Source organism: Lysobacter sp. ESA13C, from assembly GCF_019970005.1.
GTDB lineage: Bacteria > Pseudomonadota > Gammaproteobacteria > Xanthomonadales > Xanthomonadaceae > Lysobacter > Lysobacter antibioticus_B.
On the sequence record NZ_JAHXYK010000003.1, the window covers coordinates 222,669 to 246,633 of the forward strand.

Genomic DNA, 23,965 nt, shown 5'->3' on the forward strand with positions numbered 1-23,965 from the left:
GGCATGGAACGCACGCACGCGCGATCCGGCCACCTTCCCGTGATGTACCGGCAGGCGCTGGATGGCCTGCGGGTGCTCGGGAACGGTGCCTATCTCGACGGCACGTTCGGACGCGGCGGGCATGCCCGCGGCGTACTTGAGCTTTTGCAAGCGCGAGGCCGGCTGCTGGTGATGGACAAAGACCCGGAAGCGATCGCCGTGGCCGAACGCGAGTTCGGTGACGACCCGCGCGTGTCGATCTATCGCGGCAGCTTCGCCGACCTGGCCCACTGGGACGAAACCGCCGCCGGCCTCGACGGCGTGCTGCTGGACCTGGGCGTGTCCTCGCCGCAGCTCGACGTCGCCGAGCGCGGCTTCAGCTTCGGCAAGGACGGCCCGCTCGACATGCGCATGGACCCGGACAGCGGCCAGAGCGCGGCGCAGTGGCTGGCCTCGGCGTCGGAGAAAGAGATCGCCGACGTGCTGTGGACCTACGGCGAAGAACGCCAGAGCCGCAAGATCGCCCGCACCATCGTCGCCCGCCGCAGCGAGCAGCCCTTGCTGCGCACCGCCCAACTGGCCGACCTGATCGCTTCGGTGATGCCGCGCGGCGACAACAAGATCCATCCGGCGACCCGCAGCTTCCAGGCGATCCGCATCTTCATCAACCGCGAACTGGCCGATCTCGAAGCCGGCCTCGACGCCGCGCTGGCCCGCCTCAAGCCCGGCGGCCGCCTCGCGGTGATCAGCTTCCACTCGCTCGAAGACCGCATCGTCAAGCAGTTCATCGCCCGCCACTCGAAGGCGCCGCCGGCCAACCGGCGCATGCCGATCGAGCTGGCGTTCACCCCGACCCTGCTGGCGATCGGCGGTGCGCAGAAGGCCTTCGACGAAGAAACCGCGAGCAACCCGCGCGCGCGCAGCGCGGTGCTGCGGGTGGCCGAGAAGCTGGGAGTGGGGATTCGAGATTCGGGATTCGATGAAGCCCAAGCAGGCTCGGACTCGCTCGAACAAATCCCCAATCCCCCATCCCGACTCCCGGCGCCTCCGTCAGGAGGTGCAGCATGATGCGCCTGCTGCTCGCCCTGCTGATCGTCGCCAACGTGGTTTCGGCCCTGTTGGTGGTGTTCGCGCGCCACGAGCACCGCCAGTTGTTCGTGCAACTCAACAAGCTCCAGCGCGAGCGCGACGAACTCAATATCGAGTTCGGCCGCCTGCAACTGGAACAGGCGACCTGGGCGGAGAGCAACCGCATCGACCAGGTCGCGCGCGAGCGCATCGGGATGAAGTTCCCGGAAGGCGCCGAAACCGTGGTGATCCGGCCATGAACGGTCGCAAGCCGCAGCGCCCCACCCGCAGCGGGCCGCTCGATCGCGTGCTCGGCGACCGCGGCCGCGGCGGCGGCTTCGACCGTCTCGTCGAAGGCATCGGCGAACGCTTCGCACGCGCCCGCGAAGACCGCGGCTCGCGCGGCAACAAGCCGCGCGGTCGCGTCGCCCAGTTCAACCTGCGCAACCGCCTGATCCTGGTCGGCGGCTCGCTCGGCCTGTGCGCGGTCGCCCTGGTCGGGCGCGCGCTGGACCTGCAAGTCATCAGCAACGATTTCTATCGCCAGCAGGGCGATGCGCGTTCGCTGCGCGAGATCCCGATCCCGACCTCGCGCGGCATGATCACCGACCGCAACGGCGAGCCGCTGGCGGTGTCGACGCCGGTCGAGTCGATCTGGGGCAACCCCAAGGAACTGGCCAAGAACCCCGAGCGCCTGCCGGAACTGGCCAAGGCGCTGGGCGTGTCGCGCGACGAGCTGACCCGCAAGCTGGCCCAGCGCGCCGGCAAGGAATTCATGTACCTCAAGCGCCGGATCAATCCGGACGAGGCGCGCAAGATCCTCGCGCACAAGGTGCCGGGCGTGTTCTCGCAGCGCGAGTTCCGCCGCTTCTACCCGCAGGGCGAAGCGATGGCGCACGTGTTGGGCTTCACCAACATCGACGACCGCGGCCAGGAAGGCCTGGAGCTGGCGTTCGACCACGAGCTGCGCGGCAAGCCCGGCACCAAGCGGGTGATCCGCGACGGCGCCGGCCGCATCGTCGAGAACGTCGACCTGGTGCAGTCGGCCGAGCCGGGCAAGGACCTGACCCTGACCCTCGACCGCCGCATCCAGTACCTGACCTACCGCGAGCTGCGCCGAGCCCTGATCGATACCGGCGCCAGCAGCGCCTCGGCGGTGGTGCTCGACATCGAGACCGGCGAAGTGCTGGCGATGGCGAATCTGCCGACCTACAACCCGAACCTGCTCAGCGCCGGCAACCGCGACACCCATCGCAACCGCGCGGTCACCGACGTGGTCGAGCCGGGTTCGACGATGAAGCCGATCACCGTCGCCGCGGCGCTCAACGCCGGCGCGGTCAAGCCGACGACCCTGGTCAACACCACGCCGGGCTGGATGCCCAACGGCCGTTATCGCATTACCGACACCCACAACAACGGCGTGTTGACCGTTACCGGCGTGATCACCAAGAGCTCCAACGTCGGCGCGGCCAAGCTCGCCCTGCCGTTGCCGAACGACTATTACTACAACTTCATTCGCGGTTTCGGTTACGGGCAGAAGCCCAACAGCGGCTTCCCGGGCGAGTCCTCGGGTCTGCTCGCGCCGCCGTCGCGCTGGAGCGGCACCACCAAGGCGACCATGTCCTACGGCTACGGCCTGTCGGCCACGCCGGTGCAGATCGCCATGGCCTATGCGGCGATGGCCAACGGCGGGCGCCTGATCCAGCCGACCTTCGTCAAGGGCCAACGCAACGAAGCGCGGCAAGTGCTGGAGCCGGCGGTGGCCGGCGAGATCATGCGCATGATGCAGACCGTGACCGAGCCGGGCGGCACCGCCAAGCAGGCGGCGATCCTCGGTTATCACGTCGCCGGCAAGACCGGCACCACCCGTAAATTCAGCGCCACCGGCGGCTATTCGCGCAAGTACGTGTCCTTGTTCGCCGGCGTGGTGCCGGTGGAGAAGCCGCGCTTCTCGATGGTGGTGGTGGTCAGCGAGCCCGACCCGACCAAGCGCGGCTACTACGGCGGTTCGGTGTCGGGCCCGGTGTTCCGCAACGTCATGGACGGCGCCCTGCGCCTGATGGACGTGGCGCCCGACGACATCGAAACCTGGCTGGCGGTGCAGGCCGCGGCCGAAGCCAAGCGCCTCAAGCAGAACGGCGGCAAGCCGAGCGGCCCGGTGGTTCCGGTGGCGACGCAGACCGTCGCTTCGCCACCGCCGATCGCCGCGAGTGCGTTGGTCCAGGGAGGCGCGCGATGAGCCGCTTGATGCCCTTGGCCGAACTGTTGCCCGACATCGCCGGCATCCCCGGCGATCTGCGTATCACCGGCCTGGTGATGGACAGCCGCGCGGTGCGCCCCGGCAATGCCTTCGTCGCGATCGCCGGCTTCGGCGCGCACGGCCTGGGTTTCGTCGAGCAGGCGCGCGCCAACGGCGCCAGCGCGATCCTGTTCGAGCCGCCCGCGCCGGACGAGCTGCCGGCCCCGGCCGATGCGATCGCCGTGCCCGGACTGCGTGCGCGCCTGGGGGAGATGGGCGACCGCTTCCACGGCCGCGCCACCGAAGCGATGACCGTGGTCGGCGTGACCGGCACCAACGGCAAGACCTCGACCGTGCAATTGATCGCGCAGGCCTGGGCCTTGCGCGGTATCCGCTGCGGCACCGTCGGCACCCTCGGTGCCGGTCTGTACGGCGAGATCGTGCCGACCGGTTTCACCACCCCGCTGGTGCTGCAGTTGCACGAACTGCTCGCCGACATGCACGAGGCCGGCGCCAGCGCGATCGCGATGGAAGTCAGTTCGCACGCGCTCGACCAGGGCCGCGTCGCCGGCGTGCATTTCGACGTCGGCGTGTTCACCAATCTGACCCGCGATCATCTCGACTATCACGGCGACATGGCGAGCTACGGCGCAGCCAAGGCGCGTCTGTTCGCCTGGCCCGGACTCAAGGCCGCGGCGATCAATCTCGACGACGAGTTCGGCCGCGAACTGATCGCCAAGCTGCCCAAGTCGGTGCGCGCGGTGGGCCTGAGCTCGCGCGATCGCGACAACGCCGTCGTCCGTGCCGAGACCTTGAGCTTCGACAACCGCGGCATCGGCTTCGACCTGGTCGTCGACGGCCAGACCCACGCGGTGGTGTCGCCCTTGCTGGGCCGCTTCAACGTCGACAACCTGCTGGCGGTGGCCGGCACCTTGTACGCGCTCGGCGACAAGCCGGTGCAGATCGCCGAAACCCTGTCGCAGTTGCAGCCCATCCACGGACGCATGAACCGCCTCGGCGGCGACGGCGTCGCGCCGTTGGTGGTGATCGACTACGCGCATACGCCCGACGCGCTGGAACAGGCGCTGGCCTCGCTGCGCTCGCATGCCGGCGCGCGCCTGATCTGTGTGTTCGGCTGCGGCGGCGAGCGCGATCGCGGCAAGCGCCCGCAGATGGCGGCGATCGCCGAGTACGGCGCCGACCTGGTCATCGTCACCGACGACAATCCGCGCGGCGAAGACGGCGACGTCATCGTCGCGGACATCATGGCCGGCTTGCGCGATCCGCAGCGGGCGCTGGTCCTGCGCGACCGCCGCGCGGCGATCGACTACGCCATCGCCCAGGCCGACGCCGACGACATCGTGCTGATCGCCGGCAAGGGGCACGAGCCTTATCAGGAGATCCAGGGCGTGCGCCATGCCTTCGACGACACCGACGTAGCCCGAGCGGCGCTGGAGGCCCGCGCGCCGCACATGGATGCGCAAGTGTCGCGGGCCCAGGATGGGCAGGAGCGGCCATGAAGAGTCTGCGGCTGTCCGAGATCGCGCGCATGACCGGCGGCCGCCTGCACGGCGCCGATGCGGCCATCGAACTGGTCGTCACCGACACCCGTGCGCTGCCCGAGGCGGGCGCAGCGCTGTTCGTCGCGCTCAAGGGCGAGCGTTTCGACGGCCACGACCATGTCGCCAAGCTCGCCGGCAGCGCCGTCGTCGGTGCTCTGGTCGCGCGCGAGATCGATGCCCCGATCGCCCAGGTGGTGGTCGCCGACAGCGAGCGCGCGCTCGCCGACCTCGCCGCCGCGGTGCAGGCGCAGCGCAGCGGCAACACCGTCGTCGCCATCACCGGCAGCAACGGCAAGACCAGCGTCAAGACCCTGACCGCGGCGATCCTCGAACGCGCCGGCCGCACCTATGCGACGCCGGGCAACCGCAATAACGAGATCGGCCTGCCGTTGGCGGTGCTCGACGCACCGGAAGACGCTCAGTTCGCGATCTACGAAATGGGCGCCGGCAAGCCCGGCGACATCGCCTATCTGGTGCGGGTGGCGCGCCCGCAGGTGGCCCTGGTCAACAACATCGCGCCGGCGCATCTGGAGCGCATGGGCAGCCTGCTCGGCATCGCCGACACCAAGGCGGCGATCTACGACGCCTTGCCGGCGGACGGCGTGGCGGTGATCAACGCCGACGACGCTTTCGCCCCGTACTTCGGCGAGCGTGCGGCCGGGCGCCGGATGATCCGCTTCGGCCTGGACGCCAGCGCCGAGGTCACCGCGCACGACGTCCGCCTAGGCACCGAAGGCTCGACCTTCGTGCTCGTCGCGCCGCAGGGGCGGGCCGAGATCGCGCTGCAATTGGTCGGCCGGCACAACGTGCGCAACGCGCTCGCCGCGGCCTCGCTGGCGCTCGCCGCCGGCGCTGGCTTCGACGCGGTCGTCGCCGGCCTGAACGCTGCGCGCCCGGTCGAAGGACGCCTGATCACCCACCGCCTCGACAACGGCGCGGTGCTGATCGACGACAGTTACAACGCCAACCCTGGCTCGACCGCGGCGGCGATCGACGCGCTGGCCGAGATCGGCGGCGAGAACTGGCTGGTGCTCGGCGACATGCGCGAGATCGGTCACGACGAGATCGCGATGCACGTCGAGATCGGCCGCCGTGCCAAGGCTTCCGGTATCCGCCGCCTGTACGCGCTCGGCGCGCTCAGCAGCGCAGCGGCGAAGGCCTTCGGCGAAGGCGGCAGCGTGCACGAGAGCCACGCCGCGCTCGCTCAGACGCTGGCCGCGGACTTGCGCGACGGCGTACGGGTGTTGGTCAAAGGTTCGCACAGCAGTGCGATGGATCGGATCGTGACGGCGTTGCTGTCCGCGCAGAAGCCCGAACAGGGGAAGGGGACGTCGCATGTTGCTTGAATTGACTCGCTGGCTCGAACAACTGCAGAGCCTGTTCGGCTTGTTCGGCTATCTCACCTTCCGCGGCATCCTCAGCGCGCTGACTGCGCTGGCGCTGTCGTTGTGGTGGGGCCCGGCGGTGATCCGCAAGCTCGCCCAGTACAAGGGCGGCCAGCCGATCCGCCAGGACGGCCCGCAGACGCATTTCTCCAAGGCCGGCACGCCGACCATGGGCGGCGCGCTGATCCTGGTCACGGTGCTGGCCTCGGTGCTGCTGTGGGGCGACCTGCGCAACCGTTATGTCTGGCTGGTGCTGGCGGTGATGTTGGCGTTCGGCGCGATCGGCTGGTACGACGACTGGATCAAGATCGTCCACCGCGATCCCAACGGCCTGAAGTCGCGCTGGAAGTACCTGCTGCAGTCGATCTTCGGCCTGGCCGCGGGCGCTTTCCTGTATTTCACCGCCGATCCGTCGACCGCGGCCAGCACGACCTTCTACGTGCCGCTGATCAAGGCCATCGCGATTCCGCTCGGTGCCGGCCTGATCGTGGTCGCCTATTTCTGGATCGTCGGCTTCTCCAACGCGGTCAATCTGACCGACGGCCTCGACGGCCTGGCGATCATGCCGACCGTGCTGGTCGCTTGCGCGCTGGGCGTGTTCGCCTATGCCTCCGGCCACGCCGAGTTCTCCAAGTACCTGCAGATCCCGCAGGTGCCCGGGGCCGGCGAGCTGGTGATCATCTGCGCGGCGATCGCCGGCGCCGGGCTCGGCTTCCTGTGGTTCAACACCTATCCGGCCATGGTGTTCATGGGCGACATCGGCGCGCTCGCGCTCGGCGCGGTGCTCGGCACCATCGCCGTGATCGTCCGTCAGGAACTGGTGCTGGTGATCATGGGCGGCGTGTTCGTCATCGAAACCCTGTCGGTGATGATCCAGGTCGCCTCGTTCAAGCTCACCGGCAAGCGTGTGTTCCGCATGGCGCCGATCCATCACCACTTCGAACTCAAGGGCTGGCCCGAGCCGCGCGTGATCGTGCGCTTCTGGATCATCTCGGTGGTGTTGGTGCTGGTCGGTCTGGCAACGCTCAAGGTCCGTTGATGGAAAATTCCGCACGCCAGGCAACGCGACTCGACGCCATCCACGGGCGCTACGACCCGTGGTTGCTCGCCGTGTCCGCGGCGCTGGCCTGCGCGGGCGTGATCATGGTCGGCTCGGCCTCGCTCGGCGTCGCCGCGACCCATGCCGTCGATCCGTTCTACTTCCTGACCCGCCACCTGATCTTCCTGTCGGTCGGCCTGGGCCTGGGCTTCTGGCTGATGCGCACCGAGCTCAAGACCATCGAGCAGCACAACCAGTGGCTGCTGCTGGTCTGCGTGGTGTTGCTGTTGCTGGTGTTCGTGCCGGTGATCGGCAAGCAGGTCAACGGCGCCAAGCGCTGGATCAACCTCGGCCCGGCCAGCTTCCAGGCGGTCGAGGCGGTCAAGCTGCTCTACATCGTCTGGCTGGCGAGCTATCTCAAGCGTTTCAGCGAAGACATCTCGGCGACCTGGGGCGCGATGCTCAAGCCGATCGGCGTAGCCGTGGTGTTGGTCGCGCTGTTGCTGATGCAGCCCGACTTCGGTTCGTCCTCGCTGCTGCTGGCGATCACCGCCGGCATGCTGGTGCTCGGCGGCGTCAACATGCCGCGCATGTTCGGGCCGGTGCTGATCGGTCTGCCGGTGCTGGCGATCATCGCGATCGCCGAGCCCTACCGCGTTACCCGCCTGACCTCGTTCTTGAACCCCTGGGTCGACCCGTTCGGCACCGGCTATCAGCTGACCAACGCTTTGATGGCGGTCGGCCGCGGCGAATGGACCGGGGTCGGCCTCGGCGCGTCGGTGCAGAAGCTGTCCTACCTGCCCGAAGCGCACACCGACTTCATCATGGCGGTGATCGGCGAGGAATTCGGTTTCGCCGGCGTCTGCACCGTGGTCGGTTTGTACGTGCTGCTGGCCGGGCGCGCGCTGTGGATCGGCCTGAAGTGCGTCGAGATGCGCCGCCATTTCTCCGGCTACGTCGCCTTCGGCATCGCCCTGTGGATGGGGCTGCAGAGCTTCGTTTCGATCGGCGTGAATCTGGGGCTGTTGCCGACCAAGGGCCTGACCTTGCCGATGATTTCCTACGGCGGCTCCAGCGTGCTGATGAGCTGCGCCGCGCTCGGCGTGCTGTTGCGCGTGTCCTACGAACTCGACCGCGCCCAGCGCCAGGTCGCGCGCCTGCGCGGCGAAGCCGGGCAGGGGCAGGGCGTGGCGTCGCCGGCAGCGGCTGCGTCGAATGCCGGTCCGGCAGCGCCGTCCAATACGCGCAACCACGACAACGCGCGCGGAACCAGCCGTCTGCGTCAGCGCGTCGAGCCATCGCTCGGGAGGTCCGCATGAGCGAGCTTCGTTCGAGCGAACGCCCGGTGATGATTCTTGCTGGCGGCACCGGCGGCCATATCTTCCCGGGGCTTGCGGTGGCCAAGGCATTGCGTGGCCGCAATGTTCCGGTCTGTTGGCTCGGCGCCGACGGCGGCATGGAAACGCGCCTGGTGCCGCAGCACGACGTCGCCATCGACACCATCGCGATCAGCGCCGTGCGCGGCAAGGGCCTGGCCACGTTGCTGCGCGCACCGTTCCGCCTGCTGTCCTCGGTGCGCGCGGCGCAGCGCGTGCTGCGCCAGCGCCAGCCGCGCGCGGTGGTGAGTTTCGGCGGTTACGCGGCCGGCCCCGGCGGCCTGGCCGCGCGCCTGGCTGGTGTGCCGCTGATCGTGCACGAACAGAACCGCGCCCCGGGCATGACCAACCGCGTGTTGTCGCGTTTCGCGCGCCGCGTGCTGACCGGTTTTCCGGACACCTTCCCGGGCGGCCGCGAAGAAGTGGTCGGCAACCCGGTGCGCGCCGAGATCGCGGCTATCGAGGTGCCGGCGCAACGTTTCGCCGAACGCAGCGGCCCGTTGCGCCTGCTCGTGCTCGGCGGCAGCCAGGGCGCGCGCGCGCTCAACACCGGCGTGCCGGCGGCGATCGCCGGTCTGCGCGGCCGCGTGCCGTGCCAGGTGCGGCACCAGTGCGGCGAGAAGCTGCGCGAGGAAGCCGAGCGCGCTTATGCCGCGGCCGGCGTGGTCGCTTCGGTCGAACCTTTCATCGCCGACATGGCCGCGGCTTATGCCTGGGCCGACCTGGTGGTCTGCCGCGCCGGTGCGCTGACCCTGGCCGAGCTGTGCGCGGCCGGTGTCGGCAGCGTGCTGGTGCCGTTCCCGCAGGCGGTCGACGACCACCAGACCAAGAACGCGCGTTTCCTGGTCGATCGCGGCGCGGCGCAGTTGCTGCCGCAGGCCGGCGACCTCGCCGAACGCCTGTCGGCGACCATCGAAATCCTGGCCGAACGCGGCGTGCTGTTGCAGATGGCCAACGCCGCGCGCGCCCTGGCCAAACCCGACGCCGCCGAACGCGTCGCCGATGCGGTGCTGGAGGCGGGGCGATGAAGGCCGTGAATCGGGAATGGGGAATGGGGAATCGGTGCGCGAGCGTCGTCCGTTCGCAGTCGATGCCGGGTTGTTTCTTCACTCGTATTTGTAACCGTGGTTGTAGCTGCTTGAACCGATTCCCGATTCCCCATTCCCGATTCCCGGCGAGAGACACAGTATGAGCACCGCACTTCGCCGCCGCCTGCAACACACCGGCGACCTGGCCAAGGCCTTCCCGCGCGTGCACTTCGTCGGCATCGGCGGCACCGGCATGAGCGGGATAGCGGAAGTCATGTGCACGCTCGGCTATCAGGTGTCCGGCTCGGACATGGCCGACAACGCGGTGACCCGCCGGCTCGAGGCGATGGGCGTCAGCGTCCATCGCGGTCACGCCGCGGCCAACGTGCTGGGCACCGACTGCGTGGTGGTGTCGAGCGCGATCAAGCGCGACAACCCCGAACTGATGGAAGCGCGCGCCCAGCGCATTCCGGTGGTGCCGCGCGCCGAAATGCTGGCCGAGCTGATGCGCTTCCGCCGCGGCATCGCCGTGGCCGGCACGCACGGCAAGACCACCACCACTTCGCTGACCGCCAGCGTGCTGGCCGAAGGCGGGATCGACCCGACCTTCGTGATCGGCGGCAAGCTGCTCGCCGCCGGCGCCAATGCCGGCCTCGGCGGCGGCCAGTGGCTGGTCGCCGAAGCCGACGAAAGCGACGGCAGCTTCCTGCGCCTGAACCCGCAGATCGCCATCGTCACCAACATCGACGCCGATCACCTGGAAAACTACGGCGGCGATTTCGCCAAGGTCCAGGCCGCGTTCGAGGAATTCCTGCACCGCCTGCCGTTCTACGGCCTGGCCGTGCTGTGCATCGACGACGCCAACGTCGCCCGGCTCGCCGCCGAGACGCCGCGTCACGTGATGACCTACGGTTTCGACGAGACCGCCGACGTGCGCGCCGAAGACGTCACTCAGCGCGGCGGGGCGATGTACTTCACCCTGTGCCTGCCTGACGCTTCGCGCACCGCGGTGACCCTGGCGCTGCCGGGCCGTCACAACGTGCTCAACTCGCTCGCCGCCGCTTCGGTGGCCTGGCAGCTCGGCGTGCAGGCCGACGCGATCGCGCGCGCGCTGGAGAAATTCGAAGGCATCGGCCGCCGCTTCAACCTGCTTGCCGAACTGCGCACCGACAAGGGCGCCGTGGTGCAACTGGTCGACGACTACGGTCATCACCCGAAAGAGCTCGAAGCGGTGTTCGCCGCGGCGCGCGGCGGCTGGCCGGACAAGCGCCTGGTGGTGGCCTTCCAGCCGCATCGTTACAGCCGCACCCGCGACCTGTTCGACGACTTCGCCGCGGTGCTGTCCTCGGTCGATGCCCTGGTGCTGACCGAGGTCTATCCGGCCGGCGAGGCGCCGATCGCCGGCGCCGACGCCAAGTCGCTGGCGCGCGCGATCCGCGCGCGCGGCCGCATCGATCCAGTCGTGGTCAGCGGTGCCGGCGATCTCGCCGGCGTGCTGCCCGACGTACTCAACGACGGGGATCTGTTGTTGCTGATGGGCGCCGGCGACATCGGCGCGGCCGCGCAGCAGCTCGCCAGCCATGGTTTCCAGGGAGAATCGAAGTGAGCGTGGTGAGTCCGCAGTTCGCGCCGTTGCGCGTCACCGACCCGGCCGTGTTCGGCCGCGTCGCCGTGCTCATGGGCGGCACCAGCGCCGAGCGCGAAGTGTCGCTGGATTCCGGGCGCGGCGTGCTGGAAGCGCTGCGTTCGCGCGGGGTCGATGCGTTCGCGGTCGACGGCATCCCGGCGTTGATGGATACCATCCGCGCCGGCGGCGTCGACCGCGTCTTCAACATCCTGCACGGCAACAAGGGCGGCGGCGAAGACGGCGTGCTGCAGGGCGTGCTGGAAGCGCTCGGCGTGCCGTACACGGGTTCGGACGTGCTCGGCTCGGCGTTGGCGATGGACAAGATCCGCACCAAGCAGGTGTGGATGTCGACCGGCCTGCCGACCCCGCGCTACAAGCGCATCGCCAAGGGCGACGACGTCCACGCGGCGGCGCGCGAGATCGGTCTGCCGGTGATCATCAAGCCCTCCAGCGAAGGCTCCAGCGTCGGCGTGTCGCGCGTGCTCAAGGACGCCGACATCGACGAGGCCGTGGCGCTCGCCGCGCGCTATCCGGGAGAGATGCTGATGGAGCAGATGGTGATCGGCGACGAGCTGACCGTGGCCGTGCTGGTCAACGGCGAGGGCTATACCGCGCTGCCGTCGATCCGCATCGTGCCCAAGGGCGAGTGGTACGACTACCACGCCAAGTACATCGCCGACGACACCCAGTACCTGTGTCCGGGCCTGGACGGCGCCGACGAAGCCGAGATCCGCCGGCTGGCGATGGAAGCCTTCGTCGCCGCGGGTTGCAAGGGCTGGGGCCGGGTCGACGTGATGCGCGACCGCAACAGCGGCCAGCTGTATCTGATCGAGGTCAACACCGCGCCGGGCATGACCAGTCATTCGCTGGTGCCGAAGGCCGCGCGCCAGGTCGGTATCGAGTACGACGAGCTGTGCTGGCGCGTGCTCGAAGCCACCGTGGTCGCGCCGCCCGCCGTAGGAGGTGACGCGGCGTGAACGCCATGCTCCGCCTCGTCGGATGGTTGCTTGCGTTGGCCTTGGTCGCGCTGCCGGTCGTCGCCGTGCTCAACGGCTGGGTCGGCGCGAACCAATGGCCGCTCAAGCGCCTGCGCGTGACCGGCGAGTTCGAGCGGGTGGATGCGGCGTCGTTGCGCAAGACTTTGTTGCCGTATGCGCAGCGCGGTTTCTTCGCGGTGGATCTGGCGGCCGCGCAGGACTCGGTGGCCAAGCTGCCGTGGGTCGAGCATGCCGAAGTGCGCAAGCGCTGGCCCGACGTGCTGGAAGTCAGCGTGATCGAACACAAGCCGTTCGCGCGCTGGGGCAAGGACCAGTTGCTGTCGGAGCAGGGACGCCTGTTTCCGGTCGACGGCATCCAGGTGCCGGACGGTCTGCCGCAGTTCGGCGGGCCCGACGCGCGGGTCGCCGACGTGGTCGCGCTCTACAACGAGTCGCGCGAGCTGTTCGCCCCGGTCGGCATGGACGTCAGGCAGGTCGAGGTGGACCAGCGCGGCAGTTGGACGCTCGGTCTGGGCAACGGCGCGCAGATCGTGGTCGGACGCAGCGAAGCGCGCGCCCGCCTGGGCCGCTTCGTCAGGTTGTTGCCGCAGTTGTTGGCCCAGCGCGTGCAAGTGCTCGCGCGCGCCGATCTTCGTTACACCAATGGTTTTTCGCTGTCCTGGGCGCCCGTGCAGGCACCCGAGGCGGCACCGAAACAGCAGCAAGGACAGTCATGAACCGCAAAGGCGACAAGTCGCTGATCGTAGGCCTCGACATCGGCACCTCCAAGGTGGTGGCGCTGGTGGGCGAGTACACGCCTTCCGACGGCCGGCCCGGCACTCCGATCGAAGTCATCGGCATCGGCTCGCACGAATCGCGCGGTCTCAAGCGCGGCGTCGTGGTCGACATCGAATCGACGGTGCAGTCGATCCAGCGCGCGATCGAGGAAGCCGAGCTGATGGCCGGCTGCGAGATCCGCTCGGTCTACGCCTCGATCTCCGGCAACCACATCCAGTGCCGCAACTCGCAGGGCATCGCGCCGATCCGCGACGGCGAGGTCACTTACGGCGATCTCGACCGCGTGCTCGAAGCGGCCAAGGCGGTGGCGATCCCGGCCGACCAGAAGATCCTGCATGCGATCCCGCGCGACTACGTGCTCGACGATTCGCAGGAAGGCATCCGCAACCCGGTCGGCATGACCGGCGTGCGCCTGGAAGTGCACGCGCATCTGGTCGTGTGCGCGCAGTCGGCCGCGGCCAACATCAGCAAGTGCGTGCAGCGCTGCGGACTGCAGGTCGACGACCTGATCCTCGGCGTGCTCGCCTCGAGCAATGCCGTGCTGACCAGCGACGAGCGCGAGCTCGGCGTGGTCCTGGTCGACATCGGCGCCGGCACCACCGACATCGCGGTGTTCGTGCAGGGCGCGATCGCCCACAGCGCGAGCCTGCCGATCGCCGGCGACAAGGTCACCGAAGACATCGCCCACATGCTGCGCACGCCGACCCCGGAAGCCGAGCAGATCAAGGTCCGCTACGCCTGCGCTTTGGCGCAGATGGCGACGGCCGAGGAATCGATCCAGGTGCCGAGCGTCGGCGACCGCCCGCCGCGGCGCATGCCGCGTCACTCGCTGGCGCAAGCGGTGCAGGCGCGTTACGAGGAAATCTTCGAAATGATCCAGGCCGAACTGCGCCGCTCGGGTTTCGAGCATCACGTGCGCGCCGGCATGGTCCTGACCGGCGGCGCCTCGAAGATGGAAGGCGTGGTCGAGCTGGCCGAGGAAATGCTGCAGATGCCGGTGCGCGTGGGCATTCCGCAGCACGTCACCGGCCTGGGCGAAGTGGTCGGCAACCCGGTCCACGCGACCGGCGTCGGGCTGCTGCTGATGGGCAGCCAGATCGAGAACCCGCGCCGTCCGGTGATCTCCACCGGTCGCGCCGGCAGCTTCTTCAACAAGATCAAGAACTGGTATCGCGGCGAGTTCTGACGGCCGGGAATCGGGAATTGGGATTCGAGAATCGAGAATCGAGAATCGTAAAGGCAACAGCAATAAGCACGAGCAACAGCACTGGCAGGTTGTGGCAACGGCAGTAGCGGTAAACGAGTAGCGAAACGTCGGAGAGGACGGCATCGAGACCAAGGCTTCGCTTTTTGCGAATCCCGATTCCCGATTCCCGGCAGAAAAAAACCAAAAACGTCGTAGAGGACGGCATCGAGACCAGGGCTTCGCTTTTGCGAATCCCGAATCCCGATTCCCGAATCCCGGCACTAATAAGAGGACGAGGACATGGCACATTTCGAACTGGTTGAAAAAATGGCCCCGAACGCGGTCATCAAGGTCGTTGGCGTGGGCGGCGGCGGCGGTAACGCCGTGGCGCACATGGTCAGCGGCAACGTCGACGGCGTGGAGTTCATCACCGCCAACACCGACGCGCAGGCGATCAAGAACTGCGGCGCCAAGCTGCAGCTGCAGCTCGGCAGCAACGTCACCAAGGGCCTGGGCGCAGGCGCGAATCCGGAAGTCGGCCGTCAAGCCGCGCTGGAAGATCGCGAACGCATCATGGACGCGCTGACCGGCGCCGACATGGTCTTCATCACCGCCGGCATGGGCGGTGGCACCGGCACCGGCGCGGCGCCGGTCGTGGCCCAGCTCGCCAAGGAGATGGGCATCCTGACCGTCGCGGTCGTCACCAAGCCGTTCCCGTTCGAAGGCCGCCGCCGCATGCAGGTCGCGCTGAAGGGCATCGAGGAGCTGTCGCACCACTGCGATTCGCTGATCACCATCCCGAACGAGAAGCTGATCACCGTGCTCGGCCGCAACGCGACCATGATCCAGGCCTTCCGTGCCGCCAACGACGTGCTGCTCGGCGCCGTGCAGGGCATCGCCGACCTGATCGTGCGTCCGGGCCTGATCAACGTCGACTTCGCCGACGTGCGCACGGTCATGAGCGAGATGGGTCTGGCGATGATGGGCACCGGCGCCGCACGCGGCGACGACCGCGCCCAGGCCGCGGCCGAATCGGCGATCCAGAACCCGCTGCTCGACGACGTCAACCTGGCCGGCGCCAACGGCATCCTGGTCAACATCACCGCCGGTCCGGACTTCACCATGGCCGAGTTCGACGAAGTCGGCCGCACCATCGAGAACTTCGCTTCCGAAGACGCGACCGTGGTCATCGGCACCGTGCTCGACCCGGACATGCAGGACGAGGTCAAGGTCACCGTGGTCGCCACCGGCCTCAACCGCGTCGCCGCCAAGCAGTCGGTGCGCGGTCACGGCCACGACCGCGAATCGCAGCGCGCGCCGATCCAGCTGGTGCGCAACGCGACCACCGGCCAGCCGGAGTTCTCGGCGATGGACGACGTCGGCCATGCGCCGATGCCGAGCTTCGGCGGCAGCCTGCGCGGCAGCTCGCGCCAGGAACCGACCGGCCCGGCCGTGGCGGACTTCGGCAGCGACAACAGCTACCTGGACATCCCGGCGTTCCTGCGCCGCCAGGCGGATTGAAGCGTTGGAGCCAGGAATGAGTGGGCAGGAGTGAGAAACGAGTAGGGCGGCTTTCGCTCACTCCTCACTGTTCTCGACTCGTTCCTGCTTCAAGGAACACCCTCGGGCCGGACTCGTCCCCGGCCTCAGGCATCTTGCCCCCGCGCCCCGGCGCAGGGGGCTTTTGGGCCGGTCGGCCCTACCCCTCGGGGCGGTCGACCGGTCAGTTTGACGAACGCTGTTGACAACGGCGGGACAGTGTGTCCTTTCCGTTCAGGTTCAGGGTTGCGCGTGCTAATCTTGCGCGGCTTCGTTTCACCCCCATCCAGTGGTCGGTCCCCTTCGTGTCCGCAGGCTTTGCGGACCGATGCCGACACCAACACTCCATGTCCGCGGAAAGTCTCCCCACGACCATGCTGCGTCAGCGCACCCTCAAGAATGTGATCCGCGCCACCGGCGTGGGCCTGCACAGCGGCGAGAAGGTTTTTCTCACCCTGCGCCCGGCGCCGACCGATACCGGCATCGTGTTCCGCCGCGTCGATCTCGACCCGGTGGTGGAGCTGCCTGCGCGCGCCGACCTGGTCACCGAGACCACCCTGTGCACGGGCCTGACCTACGGCGCCGGCAAGGTCATGACGGTCGAACACTTGCTGTCGGCGATGGCCGGGCTCGGCATCGACAATTGCTATGTCGAACTGTCGGCGCCGGAAGTGCCGATCATGGACGGCTCGGCCGGTCCGTTCGTGTTCCTGCTGCAGTCGGCGGGCATCGCCGAGCAGGACGCGCCCAAGCGCTTCATCCGCATCAAGCATCCGGTCGAGGTGCGCGACGGCGACAAGGTCGCCCGTTTCGAGCCCTTCGACGGTTTCCGCCTGGGTTTCACCGTGGTCTTCGACCATCCGGCGATTCCGGCGGCGCAGTCGCGCGCGCAGGTCGAGTTTTCGACCGAGAACTACATCCGCGAAGTCAGCCGCGCCCGCACCTTCGGCTTCATGCGCGACCTGGAATACATGCGCGAACGCAACCTCGGCCTTGGCGGCTCGATGGACAATGCGATCGTGCTCGACGAGTTCCGCGTGCTCAACGACGACGGCCTGCGTTACGCCGACGAATTCGTCCGCCACAAGATCCTCGACGCGGTCGGCGATCTCTACCTCGCAGGCCACGCGATCATCGGCGCCTACGAGGGCTACAAGTCCGGCCACGCGCTCAACAACAAGCTCGTGCGCGCCCTGCTGGCCGAACGCTCGGCTTGGGAGCAGGTCACCTATACCGGCTCGGAGCCGACTCCGGTGGCCTACGGCGAGCCCATTCCGGCCTGATTCGGCTTGATTGGGCCTGTTCGGGCCCGATCGGGAACCCGCGCCGGCCTGATCGGGCCGGGGTGCGGAGGCCGGTAAACGGCGCCCGAAACTGAATGCGCGACCGGCGCCCGGCCCGGAAAATCAAGAACGTTAACGCGATCACACTCGTGAACGGCGCGTGACGTCTTAACTAATTTCTAACGAAACCTTTCTGAAATGCTTCCGGCTCTTTAACAAAGCCGAGGGGTAGGGCCAGTAGGATTCTCCGACCCCGGCTCTCGGACCCCCGCCGGTTTGCGTCGACGACGCGGACCGCCCCGAGTGTCAGCCGGCGTCGCTGGGCCCTGACGGATCAGGTTTCTTCAGCGATGCCAGCGCGGCTTGCAGCGCTTCTTGCGTCGCAGCCGACATGGGTTTGGCCTTCCTCACCGGCGCTGCCGCCGGCATGGGAATCGTCGTCTTGACGACGAATTCGGCCGCTTCCAGCCCGACGGATCGGGCTGCGTCGAGCAGTTCCGGAGCTGCGAGCCTCAATTTGGCGCGCCACACCGGAGCATCGACGACATACACGAGCCTGCCGCGTTCGAAATTGGCCAACCGCGCGTGCGCGGCGAGCGAAGGCGGCAGGTAGGGGCGTAACCGACGGTCCAGTTCGTCGAGCCATAGGGCTCGGCGGATCGGGTTGCCGGCGGGGTCTTCTAGCAGTGCATCCAAGGCGATGCGCGGCTTAGAGGGGCCGCGCGACGGCGGCTTGGGCTTGGAATAAGACATCGGACACATGACCTATAAAACCATCGTAGACAACACACGAGCCAGGCTGGGCGAGTTCTTCCAGCAGGCCGGACGGATCGGCTCCCGCCGTCCGGCGCTCGCCATCGCATTGCTGCTCGGCACCGGCGTCAGCATCGGTGCCGGTGCGGGCATCGCCGACAACCGCATGCTACGCGCGCAGTTGACCCAGCAGCAGGCCCAGATCACCGCGACGCGCCGCGACGCGCAGCGCGAGATCAACGCCCTCGCCGCACGCATGGGCGAATTGCAGGCCGAAGCCAACCGTCTCAACGCGCTCGGCGAGCGCCTGACCCGGATCGGCCAACTGCAGGACGGCGAGTTCGATTTCGAAAAGCCGGTCGGCGTCGGTGGCGCCGGTCCGGTGCGCGACATGGCCAAGCCCGAGCTCGACGCCGGCATGGACCTGCTCGATCGCCAGTTCAAGGCCTCCGGCGAACAGCTCTCGGTGCTCGAGTCGCTGTTGTTCAATCGCCAGGTCGACATGAATGCGGTGCCCTCGCGTGCGCCGATCGCCAACAGCTATATCACCTCCGGCTTCGGCGGCCGTGCCGACCCGTTCAACGGCGGCGCCGCGTTCCACAAGGGCATCGATTTCGAGGCCGACGTGGGCGACCCGGTGCTGGCCGTGGCCGACGGCGTGGTCAGCTACTCCGGCGTGCGTTCGGGCTACGGCAACGTGATCGAGATCGACCACGGCAACGGCTACGTGACGCGTTATGCGCACAACTCCAGCCTGCTGCTCAAGGTCGGCGAACTCGTCCGTGCCGGCCAGGAGATCGCCAAGGCCGGCTCCAGCGGCCGTTCCACCGGCGCCCACGTGCATTTCGAAGTCTGGGAAGGCGGCCGGGTCGTGAACCCGCTCAAGTTCCTCAACCAGCAATCCCCGCTGAGGGGGTGAGACAGGCCCGCTCGCGAGCCACTGGCTCGCGGGCCTGTCGAACGCCCGCCGCGCTGCGGCGGGCCGGGGGAGCAAAACCAAGCGGGAGCATTCGTTCCAAGCTTGGCGAGCGCCCGCCGGATAGCGCACCGCTCGCGAGCCACTGGCTCGCGGGCTTGGTGAACGCCCGCCGCGCTGCGGCGGGCTGGGCGAGGAAAACCAAGCGGGAGCATTCGCTCATCGCTGGCCGATCATCTGCCGAATAGCGATCCCCTCGCGAGCCACTGGCTCGCGGGCCTGTCGAACGCCCGCCGCGCTGCGGCGGGCCAACCGAGCGGGTGAGGCCTCGATTCTGGTCGATGCCCGCTGGCTCGCATACCGACCTGATACGGCTCCACAGCCATCCAAGTCGAAATGCTTCCCGCGCCGGGCGGTCAATAGCCGGCTGCCGAGTCCGTCCAAACCCGCCGAGCACCGGGCTCGCCCGAGCCCCGGGAATCCGCCGAACTGTGGAATTGAGCAAAGTCCCACATTCGATCGGCGCACATCCCCCTTGATACCGTTCAGGTCGCCCCCCACGCTAGAATGCGTGTGGCCAAAGACCAGGCTCGATTCGATCGGGGGCGCACGGCGCCTCCGATTGCGTTTTCGGGATGCCGAAACGCAAGAACAGGCTGGTCGTCTGGATTCCTGGGGAACTTGCCGGCGGCGGCGCGCTCTTAAACCGTCCCGCCTGTGCCACCCCGTTCGCTTTACACGGACCCGTTCATGCTCAACAGCTTGCTTACCCGCGTTTTCGGCAGCCGCAACGATCGTCTGCTGCGTCAACTGCAACGATCCGTCGTCAGGATCAATGCGCTCGAGCCGGAGATGCAGAAGCTCTCCGACGCACAGCTGCAGGCCAAGACGCCGGAGTTCCAGAAGCGCATCGCCGACGGCGAGTCGCTCGACAAGCTGCTGCCGGAGGCGTTCGCGGTCTGCCGCGAGGCGTCCAGGCGTGTGCTCGGCATGCGTCACTACGACGTCCAGCTGATCGGCGGCATGGTCCTGCATCTGGGCAAGATCGCCGAGATGCGCACCGGCGAAGGCAAGACCCTGGTCGGCACGCTGCCGGTCTACCTCAACGCGCTCGAAGGCCAGGGCGTGCACGTGGTCACGGTCAACGATTACCTGGCACGCCGCGACTCGGCGTGGATGGGCAAGCTCTACAACTGGCTCGGCCTGAGCGTCGGCGTGGTCTATCCGGGCATGCAGCACAGCGACAAGCATGCCGCCTACGCCAGCGACATCACCTACGGCACCAACAACGAATTCGGCTTCGACTACCTGCGCGACAACATGGCGCTGTCGAAGGAAGACCGCTATCAGCGCGGCCTGCATTACGCGATCGTCGACGAAGTCGACTCGATCCTGATCGACGAGGCGCGCACGCCGTTGATCATCTCCGGCCCGGCCGACGAATCGCCGGAGCTGTACATCAAGGTCAACCGCATCGTGCCGTCGCTGATCCGCCAGGAGAAGGAAGACGGCGAGGGCGATTACTGGGTCGACGAGAAGGGCAAGCAGGTGCACTTGTCCGAAGCCGGCCAGGAACACGCCGAAGACCTGCTGCGCAAGGCCGGCATCCTGCAGGAAGACGAGGACTCGCTGTACGCTGGCCACAACATCAGCGTGGTCCATCACCTCAATGCCGCGCTGCGCGCGCATGCCATCTACCAGCGCGACGTGGACTACATCGTGCGCGACGGCGAGGTGGTGATCGTCGACGAGTTCACCGGCCGCACCCTGCAGGGCCGACGCTGGTCGGACGGCCTGCACCAGGCGGTCGAGGCGAAGGAAGGCGTGCCGGTCCAGCGCGAGAACCAGACGCTGGCCTCGATCACCTTCCAGAACCTGTTCCGCATGTACAAGAAGCTGGCCGGCATGACCGGTACGGCGGACACCGAGGCCTACGAATTCCAGAGCATCTACGGCCTGGAAGTGATCGTGATCCCGACCAACCGGCCGATGCAGCGCAAGGATCACTCCGACCAGGTCTTCCTCAATCGCACCGGCAAGTACCGTGCGGTGCTCGGCGAGATCAAGGCGGCGCACGAGCGCGGCCAGCCGGTCCTGGTCGGTACGACCTCGATCGAAGTCTCCGAGATGCTGAGCCAGCAGCTCACCGAGGCCGGCGTGGCGCACGAAGTGCTCAACGCCAAGCAGCACGAACGCGAAGCGAACATCATCGCCCAGGCCGGTCGCCCCGGTGCGATCACCATCGCCACCAACATGGCCGGCCGCGGTACCGACATCGTGCTCGGCGGTTCGCTCGAAGCCGAGCTCGCCGACCTGGCCGCGCAGAACGGCGGCGAGCCGGTCGACGAAGTGACCCACCAGCGCCTCAAGGCGGCTTGGCAGGAGCGCCACGACCAGGTCAAGGCGTCCGGCGGCCTGCACATCGTCGGCACCGAGCGCCACGAGTCGCGTCGTATCGATAACCAGCTGCGCGGCCGCGCCGGTCGCCAGGGCGACCCGGGCTCCTCGCGCTTCTACCTGTCGCTCGAAGACAATCTGATGCGCATCTTCGCCGCCGACTGGGTCCAACGCGTGATGGCGCGCATGGGCCTGAAGGAAGACGACATCATCGAAAGCCCGCTGGTGACCAAGCAGATCGCCAACGCGCAGCGCAAGGTCGAGGCCCACAACTTCGACATCCGCAAGAACCTGCTCGACTTCGACGACGTCAACAACGACCAGCGCAAGGTCATCTACGGCCAGCGCGACGAGCTGCTCGAAGCCGAGAGCGTGCAGGACAACGTGGTGGGCATCCGCGGCGACGTGGTCGCCGACATGGTCCAGCGCTACGTGCCGGCCAATTCGGTCGACGAGCAATGGGACCTGCCGGGCCTGGAAGCGACGATCGCGCAGGAGTTCAACGTGCAGGTGCCGCTGGTCGAGACCGCGCGCACGGCCGAAGAGCTCGATGCCGAGACGGTCGCCCAGAACGTGCAGGACGCAGTCGAGGCGCATTTCACGACCCGCGAGAGCCAGGTCGGCGCCGAGACCATGCGCATGCTCGAGAAGCACATCATGCTCAACGTGCTCGACCAGAACTGGAAGGAGCATCTGGCGCGCATGGACTATCTGCGCCAGGGCATCCATCTGCGCGGTTACGCGCAGAAGCAGCCCAAGCAGGAATACAAGAAGGAAGCCTTCGAGCTGTTCTCGGAGATGCTCGACAAGGTCAAGCGCGAGGTGGTGACGATCCTGGCCCGCGTGCGCATCCAGAGCGAGCAGGAAGTCGCCGAGATGGAAGCGCTCGAACGCGCCCAGGCCGAAGCGCAGGCGCGGCAGATGCAGTTCCAGCACGCTTCCGCCGGTGGCTTCGGTGCCGACGAGGAAGCCGCGCAGGTGTCCGAGGAAGCCTTCGCCAACGCTGGTCGCAACGATCCTTGCCCCTGCGGCAGCGGCAAGAAGTTCAAGCACTGCCATGGGCAGTTGGGCTGAGGACGGCGGGAGTCGGGAGTCGGGAATCGGGACTCGCAAGGCGGAATCCGAACCCGTTCCCGGCGACGCGGCCACTGCAGCAGCGCTGGCCGCTTCCGAATCCCGAATCCCGAATCCCCGCTCCCGGCTGGTAGAAGTCGTCGCGGGGGTGATCCGCGACGCGCGCGGGCGAGTCCTGCTCGCGCGCCGGACCGAAGGCCGCGATCTGGCCGGGCTGTGGGAGTTCCCCGGCGGCAAACGCGAGCCCGGCGAGACGCCCGAGGCGGCGCTTGCACGCGAGCTGCACGAAGAACTGGGCATCGAGGCCGACGTCGGCGCAGCGGTGATCCGCGTGCCGCAGGCCTACCCGGACAAGCGCCTGGTCCTGGACGTGCGCGAGATCCGTCAATGGCGCGGCAGCGCGCGCGGCCGCGAAGGCCAGGCCCTGGTCTGGGTGCCGCCGCACAAACTGGCCAGCTATGCGATGCCGCCGGCGGATCGCCCGGTGGTCGCCGCATTGCAGCAATCCGAACACTATCTGGTCACGCCCGAGCCGGGCGAGAGCGACGCCGCCTGGCTCGATGCGCTGTCGCGCTCGCTGCAGGCCGGGGTACGCCGCGTGCAGCTGCGCCTGCGCACGGTCGAGGCCGAGCGCAGCCAGCGGCTGGCCGCGGCCGCCGCGGCCCGCTGCCGGGCCGTGCAGGCCGAAGTGCTGGTCAACGGCGACATCGCCATGGCGAACGCATTAGGCGTCGGCCTGCATTTGCGTGCCGTGCAACTGCGTGAGCTGGGCGAACGGCCGGTCCCGGCCGGGATGCCCTTGGCGGCCTCCTGCCACGACGCCGACGAGCTGAAAGCAGCCCAGGCCTTGGGCTGCGACTTCGCCGTGGTCGGCTCGATCAAGCCGACGCCGAGCCACCCCGGCGTGTTGGGTATCGGCTGGGAGGCGTTCTCGGTCTTGCGTGAGTCGGTCTCGCTGCCGATCTATGCGATCGGCGGCCTGGTCCCGGACGAAGTGGCCGAAGCGCGTCGCTACGGCGCGCAGGGCATCGCCGCCATTCGGGGCCTTTGGGTCGCGAGTTAGTTTCCGGCCGCCGGTCCGGATCGATTCGGATCGTCCGTACCGCAGCGGGTTCAACCGGCCGCGCGGCTCGAAGCCAGGGCCCGATAGCGGCGGTGCAGGGCTGCGACCTGGGCCGCCAAGGCCTCGATCGGGCCATCATTGACGATGACGTCGTCGGCAATCGCGAGCCGCTCGCCGCGGCTGGCCTGGGCCGCGATCATGCGCGCGGCGAGTTCGCCGTCGATGCGGTCGCGCTGCATCACCCGGGCTTGCTGGATATCGACCGGCACGTCGACCACCAGCACGCGGTCCAACCACGGATAGGCGTCGCGTCCGCCGCCTTCGGCCAGCAGGGGAATCGCCGCGATGGCGTAGGCGCCGGGCGCGTCCGCACAGTGGTCGCGCAGCATCGAGCGCACACGCGGGTGGACGATGGCTTCGAGGCGGCGCCGTGCGCCGTCGTCGCCGAATACGAGTTTGCGCATGGCGGCGCGGTCGAGCGCGCCTTGAGCATCCAGGACGGCCGCGCCGAACTCGGCGACTACTTCAGCCAGCCCGGCGCTGCCGGCTGCGACTGCCGCACGCGCGGCCAGATCGGCATCGGCCACGACGATGCCCAGTGCTTCGAAATGCCGGGTGACTTCGCTTTTCCCCGAAGCCACGCCGCCGGTGACGCCGACGCAGAACGCCGCCATGG

Annotated in this window: 18 protein-coding genes and 1 pseudogene; 17 read left to right on the plus strand and 2 right to left on the minus strand. The window is 68.1% G+C overall.

Features of this window, described 5'->3' with window-relative positions; genetic code table 11:
- The first annotated feature begins 3 nt into the window (after window positions 1-3).
- The 14 genes and pseudogenes from rsmH to lpxC all read left to right on the plus strand — a co-directional run bounded on the left by rsmH (window position 4) and on the right by lpxC (window position 17,086).
- Window positions 4-1,047, plus strand: a complete 1,044-nt coding sequence (rsmH, locus tag LC490_RS07120; protein ID WP_223619729.1) for a 16S rRNA (cytosine(1402)-N(4))-methyltransferase RsmH — start codon at window positions 4-6, stop codon at window positions 1,045-1,047.
- Window positions 1,044-1,307: a cell division protein FtsL gene (ftsL, locus tag LC490_RS07125; protein ID WP_031371593.1), complete on the plus strand. Its 264-nt coding sequence runs from the start codon at window positions 1,044-1,046 to the stop codon at window positions 1,305-1,307. Before rsmH ends, ftsL begins: the two co-directional genes overlap by 4 nt.
- Complete coding sequence (locus LC490_RS07130) at window positions 1,304-3,286, plus strand: penicillin-binding protein 2 (protein ID WP_343223005.1); 1,983 nt, start codon at window positions 1,304-1,306, stop codon at window positions 3,284-3,286. Before ftsL ends, LC490_RS07130 begins: the two co-directional genes overlap by 4 nt.
- Window positions 3,283-4,806: a UDP-N-acetylmuramoyl-L-alanyl-D-glutamate--2,6-diaminopimelate ligase gene (locus tag LC490_RS07135; protein ID WP_036148358.1), complete on the plus strand. Its 1,524-nt coding sequence runs from the start codon at window positions 3,283-3,285 to the stop codon at window positions 4,804-4,806. Before LC490_RS07130 ends, LC490_RS07135 begins: the two co-directional genes overlap by 4 nt.
- Window positions 4,803-6,194 (plus strand): UDP-N-acetylmuramoyl-tripeptide--D-alanyl-D-alanine ligase, encoded by a 1,392-nt coding sequence (murF, locus tag LC490_RS07140; RefSeq protein WP_223619730.1) that lies wholly within the window; start codon window positions 4,803-4,805, stop codon window positions 6,192-6,194. Before LC490_RS07135 ends, murF begins: the two co-directional genes overlap by 4 nt.
- Window positions 6,184-7,272 carry a phospho-N-acetylmuramoyl-pentapeptide-transferase gene (gene mraY / locus LC490_RS07145; protein WP_223619731.1) on the plus strand — a complete coding sequence of 363 codons (1,089 nt, stop codon included), beginning with the start codon at window positions 6,184-6,186 and terminating at the stop codon, window positions 7,270-7,272. The genes murF and mraY overlap by 11 nt, the downstream gene beginning before the upstream one ends.
- Window positions 7,272-8,591, plus strand: coding sequence for a putative lipid II flippase FtsW (gene ftsW / locus LC490_RS07150; RefSeq protein ID WP_223619732.1), 1,320 nt, complete (start codon window positions 7,272-7,274; stop codon window positions 8,589-8,591). The genes mraY and ftsW overlap by 1 nt, the downstream gene beginning before the upstream one ends.
- A complete protein-coding gene (gene murG / locus LC490_RS07155; protein WP_223619733.1) occupies window positions 8,588-9,676 on the plus strand; it encodes an undecaprenyldiphospho-muramoylpentapeptide beta-N-acetylglucosaminyltransferase in 1,089 nt (362 codons plus the stop codon). Before ftsW ends, murG begins: the two co-directional genes overlap by 4 nt.
- 160 nt (window positions 9,677-9,836) lie before the next feature.
- Window positions 9,837-11,282 carry a UDP-N-acetylmuramate--L-alanine ligase gene (murC, locus tag LC490_RS07160; RefSeq protein ID WP_031371600.1) on the plus strand — a complete coding sequence of 482 codons (1,446 nt, stop codon included), beginning with the start codon at window positions 9,837-9,839 and terminating at the stop codon, window positions 11,280-11,282.
- A 5-nt stretch (window positions 11,283-11,287) separates the two neighbouring features.
- Window positions 11,288-12,280 (plus strand): D-alanine--D-alanine ligase, encoded by a 993-nt coding sequence (locus LC490_RS07165; protein ID WP_223619957.1) that lies wholly within the window; start codon window positions 11,288-11,290, stop codon window positions 12,278-12,280.
- Window positions 12,277-12,957, plus strand: a pseudogene (locus LC490_RS07170) (cell division protein FtsQ/DivIB); the annotation flags it as partial. The gene LC490_RS07165 and the pseudogene LC490_RS07170, both read left to right, overlap by 4 nt.
- Window positions 12,958-13,013: 56 nt before the next feature.
- Window positions 13,014-14,264, plus strand: coding sequence for a cell division protein FtsA (gene ftsA / locus LC490_RS07175; RefSeq protein ID WP_031371603.1), 1,251 nt, complete (start codon window positions 13,014-13,016; stop codon window positions 14,262-14,264).
- A 300-nt stretch (window positions 14,265-14,564) separates the two neighbouring features.
- Window positions 14,565-15,785 carry a cell division protein FtsZ gene (gene ftsZ, locus LC490_RS07180; RefSeq protein WP_031371604.1) on the plus strand — a complete coding sequence of 407 codons (1,221 nt, stop codon included), beginning with the start codon at window positions 14,565-14,567 and terminating at the stop codon, window positions 15,783-15,785.
- 392 nt (window positions 15,786-16,177) lie between these two features.
- A complete protein-coding gene (gene lpxC / locus LC490_RS07185; RefSeq protein ID WP_031371605.1) occupies window positions 16,178-17,086 on the plus strand; it encodes a UDP-3-O-acyl-N-acetylglucosamine deacetylase in 909 nt (302 codons plus the stop codon).
- A gap of 306 nt (window positions 17,087-17,392) precedes the next feature.
- Here lpxC and LC490_RS07190 read toward each other — a convergent pair whose 3' ends face one another.
- Window positions 17,393-17,839: a DUF721 domain-containing protein gene (locus LC490_RS07190; RefSeq protein ID WP_031371606.1), complete on the minus strand. Its 447-nt coding sequence runs from the start codon at window positions 17,837-17,839 to the stop codon at window positions 17,393-17,395.
- Window positions 17,840-17,846: 7 nt separating this feature from the next.
- On the opposite strand from LC490_RS07190, the gene LC490_RS07195 reads away from it, so the two are divergent.
- From LC490_RS07195 to LC490_RS07205, 3 genes are all read left to right on the plus strand, one after another.
- Window positions 17,847-18,758, plus strand: a complete 912-nt coding sequence (locus tag LC490_RS07195) for a M23 family metallopeptidase (RefSeq protein ID WP_031371607.1) — start codon at window positions 17,847-17,849, stop codon at window positions 18,756-18,758.
- A gap of 747 nt (window positions 18,759-19,505) precedes the next feature.
- Complete coding sequence (gene secA, locus LC490_RS07200) at window positions 19,506-22,226, plus strand: preprotein translocase subunit SecA (protein ID WP_031371608.1); 2,721 nt, start codon at window positions 19,506-19,508, stop codon at window positions 22,224-22,226.
- A gap of 106 nt (window positions 22,227-22,332) precedes the next feature.
- Window positions 22,333-23,289 carry a Nudix family hydrolase gene (locus tag LC490_RS07205; RefSeq protein ID WP_223619958.1) on the plus strand — a complete coding sequence of 319 codons (957 nt, stop codon included), beginning with the start codon at window positions 22,333-22,335 and terminating at the stop codon, window positions 23,287-23,289.
- Window positions 23,290-23,339: 50 nt separating this feature from the next.
- On the opposite strand, the gene coaE is transcribed toward LC490_RS07205, so the two are convergent.
- Window positions 23,340-23,963, minus strand: a complete 624-nt coding sequence (gene coaE, locus LC490_RS07210; RefSeq protein ID WP_223619734.1) for a dephospho-CoA kinase — start codon at window positions 23,961-23,963, stop codon at window positions 23,340-23,342.
- Between the last annotated feature and the right edge of the window lie 2 nt (window positions 23,964-23,965).